18 protein-coding genes and 2 tRNA genes are annotated in these 14,354 nt (G+C 62.1%); 5 read left to right on the forward strand and 15 right to left on the reverse strand.

Going from position 1 to position 14,354, the window contains the following annotated elements; translation table 11 throughout:
• Nucleotides 1–138 precede the first annotated feature (138 nt).
• From EN807_RS11735 to EN807_RS11780, 10 genes are all read right to left on the reverse strand, one after another.
• Nucleotides 139–214, reverse strand: a tRNA-Phe gene (locus EN807_RS11735).
• A gap of 215 nt (nt 215–429) precedes the next feature.
• Entirely contained in the window at nt 430–627 is a 198-nt protein-coding gene (gene yacG, locus EN807_RS11740; RefSeq protein ID WP_065009237.1) for a DNA gyrase inhibitor YacG, read from the reverse strand.
• Between the two features lie 13 nt (nt 628–640).
• Nucleotides 641–1,267: a Maf-like protein gene (locus EN807_RS11745; RefSeq protein WP_127315286.1), complete on the reverse strand. Its 627-nt coding sequence runs from the start codon at nt 1,265–1,267 to the stop codon at nt 641–643.
• 27 nt (nt 1,268–1,294) lie between these two features.
• Nucleotides 1,295–1,513 carry a translation initiation factor IF-1 gene (gene infA / locus EN807_RS11750; RefSeq protein WP_006200926.1) on the reverse strand — a complete coding sequence of 73 codons (219 nt, stop codon included), beginning with the start codon at nt 1,511–1,513 and terminating at the stop codon, nt 1,295–1,297.
• A 91-nt stretch (nt 1,514–1,604) separates the two neighbouring features.
• Complete coding sequence (locus EN807_RS11755) at nt 1,605–2,069, reverse strand: low molecular weight phosphatase family protein (protein ID WP_281405202.1); 465 nt, start codon at nt 2,067–2,069, stop codon at nt 1,605–1,607.
• 1 nt (nt 2,070) lies between these two features.
• Nucleotides 2,071–2,556 carry a UPF0262 family protein gene (locus tag EN807_RS11760; RefSeq protein ID WP_095483505.1) on the reverse strand — a complete coding sequence of 162 codons (486 nt, stop codon included), beginning with the start codon at nt 2,554–2,556 and terminating at the stop codon, nt 2,071–2,073.
• A gap of 6 nt (nt 2,557–2,562) precedes the next feature.
• Nucleotides 2,563–3,855: a histidinol dehydrogenase gene (hisD, locus tag EN807_RS11765; protein ID WP_135935032.1), complete on the reverse strand. Its 1,293-nt coding sequence runs from the start codon at nt 3,853–3,855 to the stop codon at nt 2,563–2,565.
• Nucleotides 3,856–3,864: 9 nt separating this feature from the next.
• Complete coding sequence (locus EN807_RS11770) at nt 3,865–4,296, reverse strand: DUF2948 family protein (RefSeq protein WP_135935033.1); 432 nt, start codon at nt 4,294–4,296, stop codon at nt 3,865–3,867.
• A gap of 169 nt (nt 4,297–4,465) precedes the next feature.
• Complete coding sequence (gene murA / locus EN807_RS11775; protein ID WP_135935034.1) at nt 4,466–5,758, reverse strand: UDP-N-acetylglucosamine 1-carboxyvinyltransferase; 1,293 nt, start codon at nt 5,756–5,758, stop codon at nt 4,466–4,468.
• 126 nt (nt 5,759–5,884) lie between these two features.
• On the reverse strand, nt 5,885–6,091 hold the full coding sequence (locus tag EN807_RS11780; protein ID WP_135935035.1) for a hypothetical protein: 207 nt from the start codon (nt 6,089–6,091) through the stop codon (nt 5,885–5,887).
• A gap of 149 nt (nt 6,092–6,240) precedes the next feature.
• Between EN807_RS11780 and EN807_RS11785 the strand changes: the two genes are divergently transcribed.
• Nucleotides 6,241–6,315 (forward strand) — tRNA-Thr (locus tag EN807_RS11785).
• Between the two features lie 419 nt (nt 6,316–6,734).
• Here the strand turns inward: EN807_RS11785 and EN807_RS11790 are convergent.
• The 5 genes from EN807_RS11790 to EN807_RS11810 form a co-directional block, all read right to left on the reverse strand.
• The gene (locus EN807_RS11790) at nt 6,735–7,199 is read right to left on the reverse strand and encodes a DoxX family protein (RefSeq protein WP_135935036.1); all 465 of its coding nucleotides are present in this window, start codon (nt 7,197–7,199) and stop codon (nt 6,735–6,737) included.
• A gap of 11 nt (nt 7,200–7,210) precedes the next feature.
• The gene (locus EN807_RS11795; RefSeq protein WP_135935037.1) at nt 7,211–7,996 is read right to left on the reverse strand and encodes a DNA-binding domain-containing protein; all 786 of its coding nucleotides are present in this window, start codon (nt 7,994–7,996) and stop codon (nt 7,211–7,213) included.
• Nucleotides 7,983–9,008: a DUF692 domain-containing protein gene (locus EN807_RS11800; protein ID WP_135935038.1), complete on the reverse strand. Its 1,026-nt coding sequence runs from the start codon at nt 9,006–9,008 to the stop codon at nt 7,983–7,985. The genes EN807_RS11795 and EN807_RS11800 overlap by 14 nt, the downstream gene beginning before the upstream one ends.
• 42 nt (nt 9,009–9,050) lie before the next feature.
• The gene (locus EN807_RS11805; protein ID WP_135935039.1) at nt 9,051–9,320 is read right to left on the reverse strand and encodes a DUF2282 domain-containing protein; all 270 of its coding nucleotides are present in this window, start codon (nt 9,318–9,320) and stop codon (nt 9,051–9,053) included.
• A gap of 226 nt (nt 9,321–9,546) precedes the next feature.
• A complete protein-coding gene (locus tag EN807_RS11810) occupies nt 9,547–10,686 on the reverse strand; it encodes a hypothetical protein (RefSeq protein WP_135935040.1) in 1,140 nt (379 codons plus the stop codon).
• A 150-nt stretch (nt 10,687–10,836) separates the two neighbouring features.
• On the opposite strand from EN807_RS11810, the gene EN807_RS11815 reads away from it, so the two are divergent.
• The 4 genes from EN807_RS11815 (at nt 10,837) to EN807_RS11830 (ending at nt 14,254) form a co-directional block, all read left to right on the forward strand.
• Nucleotides 10,837–11,112, forward strand: coding sequence for a hypothetical protein (locus tag EN807_RS11815; RefSeq protein WP_065011866.1), 276 nt, complete (start codon nt 10,837–10,839; stop codon nt 11,110–11,112).
• A 241-nt stretch (nt 11,113–11,353) separates the two neighbouring features.
• On the forward strand, nt 11,354–12,268 hold the full coding sequence (locus EN807_RS11820) for a LysR family transcriptional regulator (RefSeq protein WP_065011865.1): 915 nt from the start codon (nt 11,354–11,356) through the stop codon (nt 12,266–12,268).
• A 190-nt stretch (nt 12,269–12,458) separates the two neighbouring features.
• Nucleotides 12,459–12,959, forward strand: a complete 501-nt coding sequence (locus EN807_RS11825; protein WP_029348498.1) for a cupin — start codon at nt 12,459–12,461, stop codon at nt 12,957–12,959.
• 92 nt (nt 12,960–13,051) lie between these two features.
• On the forward strand, nt 13,052–14,254 hold the full coding sequence (locus tag EN807_RS11830; RefSeq protein ID WP_135935041.1) for an MFS transporter: 1,203 nt from the start codon (nt 13,052–13,054) through the stop codon (nt 14,252–14,254).
• Nucleotides 14,255–14,354 lie beyond the last annotated feature (100 nt).

Here is a 14,354-nt window from a genome sequence, read left to right on the forward strand (position 1 = left end):
CGTTGGACCAAATACGCCGAGACTCCGTGAAACGCGCTCTCGTGCGCCCTCAGTGCGAAAAAGAGCTGCGATTCCAAGGGTCTAAAGAGCCTGGAGCGTAGAAGCTGCGATGAAAGGAAGTGTCGGGAGAAGAGGGGATGGTGCCCAGAGGCGGATTCGAACCACCGACACGCGGATTTTCAGTCCGCTGCTCTACCAACTGAGCTATCTGGGCCTGTTCCGGCACGCGGGCAGTTCTGCACGCCGGATTTTCTCGAAAGCGCCGCAGGCGCCCCTTGAAAGCGCGTGGGTTATAGCACGGGAATCCGGCCTGTCCAGCGCTTAAGCGTTGATTTCAAGCGGGAAACGAGCAGTTGCCCGACAGGCGGATTCATGGGACGCGGTCGAGGCCCGCAGGCTGCTCTGAACAGCCTCATTTGGCAGGGTCCCTCATTTGGCAGGGTCGTCGTCCGGTTCGTCCTCGTCGTCGCGGGCCGGAATGACGTAGGCGCCCTTGAGCCAGCGGTTGAGGTCGATCTCTTTGCAGCGCACCGAGCAGAACGGGTAGGTCTCACGCGCCGACGGCTTGCCGCATTCGGGGCAGGGCCGCTTGGGGCGCAGCGGCGTGACTTTGTCGTCCGAGCTCATGACCGCCCCGAGCTCATGGCCGAACTGACTGCCATTTGGCATGCACCTTGAAACCCTCGCCGGTCAGCAACGCCACCGTCTCATAGAGCGGCAGGCCGACGACGTTGGTGTAGGAGCCGACAAGCTTGACGACGAAAGCGCCAGCCAGCCCCTGGACGGCATAGCCGCCGGCCTTGCCGCGCCATTCTCCCGAGGCGACATAGGCGTCGATCTCGGCGCGCGGCAGCCGCTTGAAACGCACCCTGGTCTCGACCAGCCGCTGGCGCAGCTTGCCGCCCGGCGTGATCAGGCAGATGCCGGAATAGACCCGGTGCGAACGGCCGGACAGCAGGCCGAGGCAATTGGCGACGTCGTCGAACGTTTCGGCCTTGGGCAGGATACGCCGGCCGACGGCGACCACCGTGTCGGCGGCCAGAACGAAGCTGGGCACATAGTCCTCTTCCGCCTGCAGCGAGGCCAGTGCCTTCTCGGCCTTTTCCTTCGACAGGCGCTTGGCCAGCGAACGCGGATGCTCGGCGCGCAGCGGCGTCTCGTCGACACCGGCCGGCAGCACGCGGTCCGGCTCGATGCCGGCCTGCTGCAACAGTTCGATCCGGCGCGGCGAACCCGAGGCAAGCACGAGCTTCTGCAAAATGCTCATCGCGATCCCGGCCGAACTCTGACGATCTTACTTGAAACGGTAGGTGATGCGGCCCTTGGTCAGGTCGTAGGGTGTCATCTCGACCAGGACCTTGTCGCCGGTCAGCACGCGGATGCGGTTCTTGCGCATGCGGCCGGCCGTGTGGGCGATGATTTCGTGTTCGTTTTCGAGCTTCACCCTGAACATCGCGTTGGGCAACAATTCCGTGACGACACCCGGAAACTCGAGGACTTCTTCCTTCGGCATTCGATACCTTTGTTTGCATGGGATTCCCAGCGCCCCGGCCGGAATTTGGGCGGAACCTATATGATAATCGTGCGCTTGTGAACACGCTTAATCAGCGCGGTTTTTTCGCTTCCGGGGCAAAAAAACGGCGGCCGATTCGCGCCCTTAGCCGTTCGCGCACCTCGCGATAGGCGGCAATGATCTGCTCACGCGTGCCGCTGACGCCAGTCGGGTCCGGCATCGGCCAATATTCGACATCGACGGCAAGCGAGCGGGTAAGCTCGAGCGCGGTGTGATGCGCTTCCGGCGACAGTGTGACGAACAGATCGAAATAGTCGTCCTCGAGATCGTCCAGTGTCCTCGGGTGCCGTTCACCCAGCGAAAGCCCGTCCTCGGCCAGCACGGCGTCGACGAACGGGTCGCGTTCGCCGCCGCGCACCCCGGCCGACGCCACGAAAGTGGTGGCCGGAAGCACCTGGCGCGCCAGCAGTTCGGCCATCGGCGAGCGCACCGCGTTCATGCCGCAGACAAACAGGATCGAGCGGGGCAGGATCGAGCGGGGCAGAGGGGCTGGCAGTTCAGCCTCGCCAGTGCAGCACGCAGACCAGCGTGAACAGCCGGCGCGCCGTGTCGAAATCGATTTCGATCTTGCCGGCCAGCCGGTCCATCAAGGTCTGTGAGCCCTCATTGTGCAGCCCGCGCCGGCCCATGTCGATCGCCTCGATCTGGCTGGGAGTCGAGGTGCGGATCGCGTCGTAATAGCTTTCGCAGATCATGTAATAGTCCTTGACGATGCGCCTGAGCGGCGTCAGCGACAGGATGTGGGTGACCACAGCAGCGCCGTCCTCGCGCGTCACTGCGAAGACCAGGCGGGACTCGGCCAGCGACAGTTTTAGCCGATAAGGCCCGGCGCCGTCGTCATTGACCGGCTGGAACCGATTTTCCTCGATCAGGTCGAAGATCGCCACCGCCCGCTCATGCTCGACATCGGGCGTCGAACGGCCGATCGATTCGTCGAGTTCGACATCGATCAGCCTGGCATGGGTGCGATCGTAATCCGACATGCCATTCTACATGTTCAGCCGTATGGCGACGGAGCGTCCATGCGCGTCGAGGCCTTCCGCCTTGGCCAGCGCAATGGCCGCGGGCGCCAGCGCCCGCAACTGCTCCGGCCCGAGCTTCAGGATCGAGGTGCGCTTGACGAAATCGAGCACCGAAAGCCCGGACGAGAAGCGCGCCGAGCGCGCCGTCGGCAGCACGTGGTTGGAGCCGCCGACATAGTCGCCGATGGCTTCCGGCGTGTGACGGCCGAGAAAGACGGCACCGGCATTGCGCATCCGCGCCAGGAAGGCTTCCGGCTCGTCGATGGCAAGCTCGACATGTTCGGCCGCGATGCGGTCGACCAGCGGCAGTGCTGCCTCGATTTGGGGAACAAGGATGACGGCGCCGAAGTCGCGCCAGCTCGCCGCCGCCGTCTCCCCGCGCGGCAGGCTCTGCAACTGGCGTTCGACCGCCTGTTCGACCGCCGCGCCGAAGACGGGATCGTCGGTGATCAGGATCGACTGCGCCGACACGTCATGCTCGGCCTGGGCAAGCAGGTCGGCGGCGATCCAGTCCGGATCGTTGCTGCCGTCGGCCACGACAAGCACTTCCGAAGGCCCGGCGATCATGTCGATGCCGACCGTGCCGAACACCTGGCGCTTGGCCGCGGCAACATAGGCATTGCCGGGGCCGACGATCTTGGCGACCGGCTTTATCGTCTCGGTGCCATAGGCCAGTGCCGCGATCGCCTGCGCGCCGCCGACGCGGTAGATTTCGGATATGCCGGTCAGATCCGCCGCCACCAGCACCAGCGGATTGATGATGCCGCCGGGCGCCGGCACCGCCATGACGATACGCTCGACGCCGGCGACCTTGGCCGGCACGGCGCTCATTAGCACCGAGCTTGGATAGCTCGCCGTGCCACCAGGCACATAGAGCCCGACCGCCTCGATCGCCGTCCAGCGCGAGCCGAGCTCGACCCCGGCAGGGTCCGTGTAGCGGTCGTCCTTCGGCCGCTGCCGCTCGTGATGGGAACGGATCCGGTCACGGGCAAATTTAAGCGCCTCGATCGTCTGCGGGTCGGCCGCATCATAGGCCTCGGCGATGTCGTCTTGCGACACGGCCATGCCGAGGCCTTTCAGATCGGCCTGCTCGAATTTCTGCGTATACTCGATGAGCGCCGCGTCGCCCTCGGCGCGCACCCGCGCGATGATCGCGCGCACCACGGCGTCGACGTCCGCCGAGACCTCCCGCTTGGTCAAAAGGAACGCGGCAAAACGCTGCTCGAAATCGGCATCGGACAGACGAAGGGTGATGGCCATCTTGTGTACTCAGGCTCTGTGGAAGGGGCGCGACGTCGCTTCCCAGGCGCCGCCGATGTCAGCGAGCCGCGCCTCGATGCACTCGACATCGAGCATGATCGCGCCGCCGCCTGAAAAGATCAGCTCGACAATACCGGCCGGCTTGTCGAGGGCGACGAAGCTGATCGCCAGCAGCGACAGCACCTCGTCCGGCTTGTCGCGGGCAATGCCGCTGGTTTTGGCGCCCAGCACACGGTCGAAATGCAGGACGCTTTGCCGCCGCTCATTGTGCTGGCGCAACAGGCCCGATTTCGCCTCCCAGACGAAGCGGTTCATCGTCATCACGAAGCGCTTGGCCGCCGGCATGTATTCGAGCTCGCCGACCTTCAGCACGGCGTCCTGGACATGGGCCGAAACGATGCTCAGATCCTGATCGTCGAGCGCGACAAGCTTGAGAGCCATGCGGATTTCACACCTGAAGGTTGGTTTTCAGCCCTCTGTTAGAGCATGAACCCAAAAAGTGGAAACCGGTTTTTGGAAAACGTCGTGCTCCAGGCAGGAATCCAGCCGGTTTTGGCGGTCCGTGCAACCGCGCCAAGATCAAATACTGAAGCCCTGGAATCCCGATTGCCTACCCCGAAATCCGCTCGATCACCGCGCCGCAGCCGGACAGCTTTTCTTCCAGCCGCTCGAAGCCGCGGTCGAGATGGTAGACCCGGTTGACCGTGGTCTCGCCTTCGGCCGCCAGGCCGGCGATGACCAGCGACACCGAAGCGCGAAGATCGGTCGCCATGACCGGCGCGCCCTTCAGCTTCGAAACGCCGTCGACGATCGCCGTCTGGCCGGACAGTGTTATGTGGGCGCCGAGCCGGGCAAGCTCCTGCACGTGCATGAAGCGGTTTTCGAAGATCGTCTCAGTAATGCGCGACTTGCCCTTGGCCATCGTCATCAGGCCCATGAACTGCGCCTGCAGGTCGGTCGGGAACGCCGGGAAGGGCGCTGTCGTCACGTCGACCGGCGCAATGCCGGCGCCGTTGCGCCTGACGCGGATGCCGGAATTGGTCTGCGTGACCTCGGCGCCGGTCTGGGAAATCACGTCGAGCGCGGTCTGCAACAGGTCAGCCCGCGCGCCTTCGAGCATGACGTCGCCGCCGGTCATGGCGACGGCCATCGCATAGGTGCCGGTCTCGATGCGGTCGGGTATCACCCGGACGCGCGCGCCCGACAGCGCTTCGACGCCGTCGATGGTGATGGTCTCGGTGCCGGCGCCATAAATCTTGGCGCCCATGGCGTTGAGGCATTCGGCGAGGTTGACGATCTCGGGCTCGCGGGCGGCGTTTTCGAGCACCGTCTCGCCATTGGCCAGCGACGCCGCCATCATCAGCACATGGGTGGCGCCAACCGACACTTTCGGGAAGACGTAGCGGTTGCCGACAAGACGGCCGTTCCTGGCCTTGGCGATGACATAACCGGTATCGACGTCGATATCAGCGCCGAGCACCTGAAGGCCTTCCAGGAAAAGATCGACCGGGCGCGTGCCGATGGCGCAGCCGCCGGGCAGCGATACCTTGGCCTCGCCCATGCGGGCAAGCAGCGGGCCGATCACCCAGAAAGAGGCGCGCATCTTCGACACCAGCTCGTAAGGTGCGGTGGTGTCGACGATGTTGCGGGCAGAGAGATTGATGGTGCGCGAATAGCCCTCCTGCTGTTTTTCGCGGCGGCCATTGACCGAATAATCGACGCCATGATTGCCGAGGATGCGGATAAGCTGCTCGACATCGGCCAGATGCGGCACGTTTTCCAGGGTCAGCGTGTCGTCGGTCAAAAGCGAGGCGATCATCAGCGGCAGCGCTGCGTTCTTCGCGCCCGAGATCGGGATGCTTCCGGCAAGCTTGTTGCCGCCGACAATTCTGATGCGATCCATGGAAGAACGTCCCCTCGGCCGAAAGGCCGGTTTTCAATCGGTTGAGTCTGTTGTGGCCGGTCTAGACCATTGGCCGGCTTGGTTCAAGAAACAGGATTCCCGCGCCCTGACCAGCCTGTTGATAGGTTAATCCTTTTGCGTTTCCGCTAAAGCGCCGAGCCCGTCTGGCCGCCTGTCAGCCTCGCCAGTGCGCCGCGACCGCGACTGCGCCTTGCGCTTCTGCAGATTGGCGCGCAGTTGCTCGGCGAGCCGGCTCTTGCGGTCGGCCTTTTTCAGTTGGCTGTCCTTTTTCGACGGACCGCCCTTGTCAGGTGGGATTGTCTTGTCGTTCATGGTTCCGTCCCGGCGAGCCCGCTATGAAGGGATACCCAACATTGTGGCGCTGCCATGTCCGGAAAAGCCGTCGGAGCGGGCTTTCACAGATGGCTTGCGCTTGGCCTTGCGCTTGCCGGTTCGATATGGCAGAAGCCCCGCCATCAGCGGCTGCGGTAGCTCAGTGGTAGAGCACTCCCTTGGTAAGGGAGAGGTCGAGAGTTCAATCCTCTCTCGCAGCACCAGATTCCCGAAGATTTTCGGTTTTCCATCGGCCGTTGCCAGCGAGATCGCCCAATCTATGCCGGCGCACCGACGCATTCACGTCGCCCAGCTGTGGCAACGGTGTGAAAGGTCACGAGATGCGTTCAGACCTTGCGAACCTCGAGCGCAAGCTGATGCTGGGGTCAATCCTAAGCGGGATCCTGCTATAATCCCGTATGGCCGCTCGCATAGTGGTTATCCTGGCGCTGCTTTCCGCCTTCGCCTACCGATTCGCAAAACTCGTGGAACGTTATGGCGACGCTGGCGACAAGCCCTCTCCGTGTGAAAAATGGCCACATCCTGATTGTCCAGTCCCAAACGCGCCTCCTCCGGAAGAACCTAAGCCTTGATCGGGAGCGCGTTCGCGGGCGGCCTCGAACGTCAGCGTTGATATGCCCCCTCATCTGAAAACCCGGTCCGCCAGACGGTCGAGCGAGAACACACCGGCGCCGCGTATCAGCACGAGAAGTAGCAGCGAGGCCCATTGCAGGTGCTCGGCCCAGTTCTCGGGATAAACGAAGATCTGGATAACCGAAACCACGCCGAGCAGCATTAGCGCGCCGAGGCGCGAGAACAGTCCGAGGAAGAGCAACACCGAGCCGGTAATTTCCGCTGTCGTCGCCAGAGATGCCGCGATGGATGGATGCATGAACGGCAAATTGTATTCGATTGCGAAAAGCTGCAGCGTCACCGGCCAGGATGCCAGCTTCGTCTGAGCGGACTGCCAGAAGACATGCGCGACCGCTATGCGGGCGGCGAGCTGAACGAGTGAGAATGGCATGCGCTCCGGCAACTTGATTAGGCGTCTGTAGAGACCAACCAAGGCAGCCGGCGTGGAGGGTGTGTATTGCGGTATCGCGGTCATGTTTGTCTCCATCAGTTTGAGAGGGGATGCGTCGGGATCCGCACATCCGTAACGAGCCCGTCGCCGAACAGACGCACGAGCGCGGACACGAGATCGAACTCCGGGTCGAGTGCCAAAGCGCGCATCGTGGCGTGTTCCAGGCCGAGGCCGTGTTTTAGCGAATGTCGGAAAGCAAAATTCGCGCGATCGAGGAGAACTAGGCGGACACTCTCACCGGCCCGCCACAACGCCACGCGCTCGGGACGCCTTTTCCATGCGCCGTGCTGGTCGACCGCGGTCTCATGCTGATGGGCTGTCCATACGTACAGGATCGACCAGTGCGAAACGATCAGCCGCAGGGATGGCTGCAGCAGGATATCGGGCGAGGCGCTAAGGTCAGCCTTGTCGTATTCCGCGAGGGTGCGGGGCGGCAGCGATGCCGCGTCGAGCGCCTCCGCGATGGCCCATTCGAGCCGCGCCGTTTCGGCCACGACCGGCATGTCGGAAAGCGTCTCGATCGTCTTCAAAAACCGCGGGAAGCCGGCGCCGTAGCAGGCGAGTCGGGGTCCCGTTGGAGGATGTCGGCGAATGAACTCGCTGGCTGCGAAACGGAAGAAGCGCTCGTCGACGAGGCGAACGGTGACCGGAAAGACCGCCATCAGCACGGCGGTCAGCGAGCTGCGCGTGTTGTTCTGATAGATGCGCAGCCTGGCCATCGGATCGGCCTTGCCGGCCGTCAGCATTTTCGCAGCGACCGCTGGCTCGGTGATCAGAACCGAGCGTGCCATGGTGGTCTGGAGAAGCTCAAGCGGCAACATGGTATCGTTCCTTAAGCGGCGGCGACGCGACGGACGTGGCCCGTGCTGCCTTGGCGGCGGCAAATGCGGCAAGCACGGGCATTCCGGCCCTAGCCTCGCCTTCAAAAAGCGTGGACACCAAGCACGCCCTGGTTGTCGCGTTTTGTCTCGCAGTCTGCTTTTGGTTGAACATGATCGAAGCCGTCAGCATGTCGGCCCACATCGCTTCGCCAAGCAGAACATCGAGAACAGGGACATCGGTGTCCCATTCGATCAAGGTGGGGCGCGGTCCGAGCCGGTCTATCGCATGCTGGTAGAGCGTCCAAACAACCGGCGGCACGCGCGAACCATGATCATCGATGAGAACCGTGTCGGTCCCGACCTGATTGGTTGCATGGCCGGCAAGATGGATCTCGCCAATAGCCTCGGCAGGCAGCGTATCGATGAAAGCTCTCGCATCATATTGAAGGTTGTGCGCCGAGACCTGGACATTGTTGACGTCCAGCAGCAGACCACAGCCGGTCCGCGCTACGAGTTCGGTCAGGAATTGTGCCTCAACCATCGAGGAGTCCGCGAAGGCGACATAGGCGGACAGATTTTCAATGAGCACCTGCCGCTGCAGCGTGTCCTGGACGGTTTCGACATTGCGCGCCACAATCGCCAGCGCCTCTTCATCATAGCGCAGCGGCAGCAGATCGTTGAGGTAGGCGCCGTCGGCGACGCTCCAGGCGAGATGTTCTGAGACGAGATCGGGCTGGAAGCGCTCGCAGACCTTGCGCAGCCTTTGGAGATGGTCGTGATCCACGCCCCTTGCGCTGCCAAGGGACAGACCGACTCCGTGGACCGACAGCGGGTATATCTCGCGCAGCCTTTCCAACGCATCGACGCCGGCGCCGTCTCCCATATAGTTCTCGGCATGCACTTCGAGCCAGCCCGCGGAGGGCCTGCGGGTCAGCATCTCACCGATGTGAGGCGAGCGAAGACCGATGCCCGCCGTTGCGGGGATCGCGAGGGGACGAAACGTATGGGGCATCGGTCTGCTCCTTCCAAAGGGTTGGCTCGAAGTCCGAATCGCTCAGGCTTTCGCCTTGTCGCTGCCGCCGGTGATCTTCGCGCAGGTGCCCGCGGGCACGTAGAGCCAGGAATCCGGCTGGTTATCGGCGGTGGAGGTGCCGGCGCATGAATGCGTTGCGGTCTGGCAGTCGTTCTGGCCAGCCTTGACGACGCCGTAGCACTTCTCAAAGGCGAAGTTGGGCTGATCGGCGGGGCCGCTATAGGCGGCCGTAGCGGCCAGCGAAGTGGCGGCCGCGAGGGCCGATCCGATGAGGGCTTTGGTGTTGATCACAGTCGTGTCTCCTGTTTGGGTTTCGAGGGAAAGACTGGCCTTGCGGCCTGTCTGCAAGCAGTGTCCCCGATCAGACGGCCGAGCTGAAATGCTGTCTCGGCATGGATTTGATACGCATCGCTTCGTTTACGAGCGGCAAAGAAAAAGCCCTCCGGCGGGGAACCGTCTTGGCGCCTGCGTTCGTGGAGCGGGGCGAAGCAGGCGCGACTAGGCGGGAGGGAGGCGCCTAGACGTATCGGGTTTTGCCGTCGGCGGCGGAAGGTTCATTCACAACGAGATGACCGGCCAGAAGCCAATCCTCGGCTCGCTCCCGTCCTCTGTCACGCCTGTCGGTCAACTCACTCCAGTCGGTCCACGGCCTGGCGAACAGCGCTGCACCAGCCCGGTGCTGACGGTCGAATATTGTGTGGGTCAGCGGGGGCTTCGGCGCGCCATGATTGGCGGCGATGTTGCGATCCGCGCACTGCGTCGTGAACCCTGAAGGCTTGCCGGCGATGATCAGCAGATGGCCCGCTTCAACCGACCGCACCTGCCCCAAGGCCGCAAGGTCGCCGTCGCCCCAATAGGTCTCGCCGTCGATCTCAACGGCCGGGAAAAGGAACGGGACTGTGGCCGCCGCCACGATAGCGTCGATTGACACTTGATCGCCCGAGAACACCCTCACGGCGTCGGTGCGGGCGTTCGAAGCCGAAATGCTGAGTTTCACCGGGCAGCCTTTCTTGCGGAGCTCGGCGATGTCGATTGACTGTTCCAGTATCGATCGCAGCGGATTGGCTTTATTGGTTGCGAAGACCGAAACGTGGCTGATGCGTCGCCAGAGGTTGACGAGCGCCGTGCGTGCGCCACGGCGACCGGCGAGGGCCAGGCCGTAGGCCAGAACCGCCGCCTCCAGCGCGCTGAAACCCGACGCGGTGATGTTGCCGAAGGAAAGGCCAGGCTCATCCAGCAAGCGATCGAGCACGCCCCAGACAAAAGCGCCGTGCGCGTCGCTTGCCAGGACTACGTCGACGAGCTGTCCGCCGTCCATCGCAGGTCTTGCGCCGGCAATGACGGCGTTGTTGGTTTCGATTCCGGTCTGGACATGCATCTTTAGTCTCCATCCCAAAAACGCCAGCCAGGGCGTCCATGGAGAAACTGCCACATCATTTCCTGTTGGCGAAATGCCAAGGTGACATGAACTCCATAGGCAGGGTGCATTGGCTGCAATCGCCTGGGCGGCGGAAGGTTTGTGCAAGGCAGGCAAAAATCCGCGTGCAACGACCCGGAGTGAGCGAGCGCCATGCCGCATTCTGCGCGAACGTGCTCGCTTTGGGTGGTGCCAACTGGCGTTCTGCCGCCAAGCATCCGCGGGATACAGAACCGGCATAAACTCCATACGCAGATGGCATTGGCAAGGTGGCCGCCAATCGCAGCAAAGTCGATCTCGGCAAGGGGGAACCGAAGAGTTTAAATTGCTGCCGATCATTACGCAGTCGTCGATGGGACGACTGTTCAACCTCAGAGAAGGATCACCACCATGAATATCAAAGCTATCTGCCTTGGCGCGTTTGCACTTTCCGTTCTTGGGGGCGTGGCGTTTGCCGGCGCGCTGGATTCACCGTCCAACATGCAGCCGTTCTACGCCGATGCGAGCATGAAGACGATGAAGTCGGATGCAGAATTCAAAGCAGCCTGGAATGCGATGTCGAAGGACAAGCGGAACGCGATGAAGAGGGAGTGCAATGACGCGGCGATGAGCAAGCCGTATGCCGAGTTTTGCGTCAAGGTCCATCAGCTTGGCGGCAACAGCTAATCGCCGATTGGCCTTTTTGGCGCAACACGAGCATAATGGCGAGCAAATGCTCGCCATCATTGTTTTTAGGTCGGCCTGAGCGGGGCTCTGGCCGTAGCGCAATGATCCGCACCTCGACTTCAGAAAGCATCATGACGGGCCGCTATCGACTTTATAGCGGCAGTGCATTGGCACGACGGGACGCTTTGCGGCAGGCTCCGACGCCAGCACATGAACCATATGCAGTTCGGGGACAATCGGCATGGACATCCATCACATCCGCTATTTTCTTGCAGTCTGCGAGACACGAAATTTCACGCGCGCCGGCGAAAAATGCAACGTAACGCAACCGGCGCTTTCGCGCGCAATTCAGCAGCTTGAGGAAGAGGTCGGCGGCTTGCTTTTTCGCCGCGAGCGAAACCTCACCCATCTCACGGATCTAGGCGTTCTGCTGCGACCCCGTTTCCAGCAAATCCTCGATGAACTGACCGGCGTTCGGCAAGAGGCATCAAGGTTTCTCTGTCTGGAAAATGCGAATCTCAAGGTTGGTGTCATGTGCACCATTGGTCCGCGCCGGTTCACTGGTCTGCTGGCCGAGTTCAGCAGACGTCAGCAGGGCATCCAGCTGCAGCTTGTCGAGGGCGTGCCCACCTCGCTTTCGCAATTGCTCGAATCGGGCGACATCGACGTTGGCATCATGGCATCGAGCGACAGTTTTCCCGAACGCTTCGATGTCACGCCGCTTTATCGCGAGCGCTTCGTCCTGGCATTGCCCAACGGCCATCGACTGGCCCGCAACGACAATGTTTCCATTTCCGAACTCGACGGGGAAAACTACCTCAGGCGATTGAACTGCGAGTATCGCGATCACCTCGCCGGACTTTGCAGCGATCGCGGCGTGAAGCTCAGGATTTCCTACGCCAGCGAGCGCGAGGACTGGATCCAGAACATGGTTTCCGGAGGCCTTGGAATTTGCTTCATCCCGGAGTTCAGCGCTGTGATCCCGGGCTTGCAGGTCCGGCCTGTCGTCGACCCCGAGGTTTGGCGGGAAGTATGCTTGGTTGTCGTGGCAGGACGAAGATTCTCGCCGGCCGCTTCGGCCTTCGTGAGCAGCGTCAAGGCACATGGCTGGCCGATGAGCGCCATGCCATTGGCAGTCCACAAGACGGCGGCCTGAAGCATAGTCGAGGACTTTTCATTCCCGCCACGTGCTTCTCACACCTCCCATCCGTCGCCACGGGTGTAACCATAGCTTTCAGGTATCGAATTGAGAGCCAGGCAGCATTTCTCTTTCTTTGTGGATCCCGTCACTCTCCTCGTCATGCCCCGCCTCCCGCGTTTGGGCACCGACAAAGGAGAAATACAACATGGCTACCAAAACAATTGCATTGCCGGCGCCGCTGACCCTCGCGCTGACGCTCGGACTTCTTACTGCAACGGCTGCATTTTCCGTTGCCCCGGCCTTTGCCGGCGACTGCCCTGCGGGCCAAGCTGCCACGACTGATATCCAGGAGCATCCGAGCAAGCCAGTAGGCGTTACCGACGATGTCCTTTCCGCGATCGATCTGAGCCCGAAGGGCGAGGCCTGGAAAGGCAACATGCTGCGCCTGCGCAAGCTCGTCGTTCAGCCCGGCGGTGTCGTGCCCTGGCACGAGCACACTGTTCGTCCCGCCAACATCCTCGTCGTCGAAGGCTCGATCACCGAATATCGCAGCACCTGCAAGGTGGGAATTGAACACCAGGCTGGCGACGTGAGCGTCGAATTCGGCCAGCTCGCCCATTGGTGGAAGAACAATGGCAAGGTCCCGGCGGTGCTCTATTCGGCCGACATCCTGCCGCCGGCAATGCGCGAAGACCACACGATGTGAGTCACGCATTGCGATGACCGCTTTGTAGCATCAGCAACTGAAAGCGCGTCCTCAGGTAATCACCTGGGGACGTGTGGCCACGGAGTCCTGCTATGACGACAAGCGAACAGACCGAACCAAGGCGGCTGCGGATGGTTGCCGCTGACAGTTGGCGCTTCGGTATTATTGCCGTAATTGCCTTCCTGACACTTGTCGATCTCTTCGCCACCCAGGCCATCTTGCCGTCGCTGGTGATAGAGTTCGGCGTCAGCCGCGCGACAATGGGCTTTGCCGTCAATGCCAGCACTTTCGGCATGGCTGTGGCCGGAATTGCGGTGGCGCTTTTTGGCAGGAACCTCGATCGCCGCAACGGCATCTGGATCAGCCTTGCGGTGCTGGGGATACCGACTATGCTGCTGTCACAAACAGACAGCATCGTCGCCTTTGGCCTGCTCCGTGTCGTCCAGGGCTTCTGCATGTCGACCGCGTTCACGCTGACGATGGCCTACCTGGCCGAGCATTTTTCTGCGCGGCAGACGACAGGTGCGCTTGCGGCCTATGTGACCGGCAATGTCGCCAGTAATTTCTTCGGACGGCTTATGTCGGCCGCCGTCGCCGATACGTTTGGCATCTCCACTAACTTTCTAACGTTCGCCGCCCTCAATCTGATTGGCGCGGCTCTTGTCTGGCTCACGCTGCAGAAGACATCCGCAATGACGCGCGCCGACGCGATAGGCGAGCCTGCCCGCGCGGCCTGGAAGGGCCCGCTGAAGAACGTCGAGCTGCGCGCCTGTTTCGCGATCGGCTTCCTGATCCTCTTCGTCTTCATAGGCACTTTCACCTATGTCAACTTCCAGCTCGTCACCGCCCCGCTATCGCTGTCGCCAATGGCGCTCGGGCTGGTGTATTTCGTCTTCCTGCCTTCCATGCTGACCACGCCGCTCGCCGGGCGTCTCGCTGCGGGCCTCGGCCCAAGGATCGGCATCGGTGCAACGCTTACGCTGGCGATCCTGGGTTTGCTTCTGCTGCTCACGACCAGCCTTCCCATTGTTCTCGGCGGGATGGCGCTGGTCGCTATTGGCACCTTCCTGGCGCAGGCAATAGCGACAGGACACGTCAGCCGGACGGCCTCGCGCGATCGCACCGCCGCAAGCGGCATCTACCTTGCTTCCTACTATACAGGCGGGCTCGCCGGCAGCTTCGTGATCGGACAGATCTACGACCGGATCGGCTGGACCGCATGCGTGGCCGTGCTCGCTACGGTCCTCGCCGGCGCGATCGCGGTTGCGCGGTCATTGAAGTCGCCGACCGCCTGACGATCGGGAGAACGTCGACCACAAGGCGACCTTCAGCCGAGAATGAACAGAGATATCAACGCAATATCCAAAATCCACGCAACCCAGAAAACCAAAGGAG

Origin of the sequence: Mesorhizobium sp. M5C.F.Ca.ET.164.01.1.1, assembly GCF_004792125.1 — a bacterium.
GTDB classification, from domain to species: Bacteria; Pseudomonadota; Alphaproteobacteria; order Rhizobiales; family Rhizobiaceae; genus Mesorhizobium; species Mesorhizobium wenxiniae.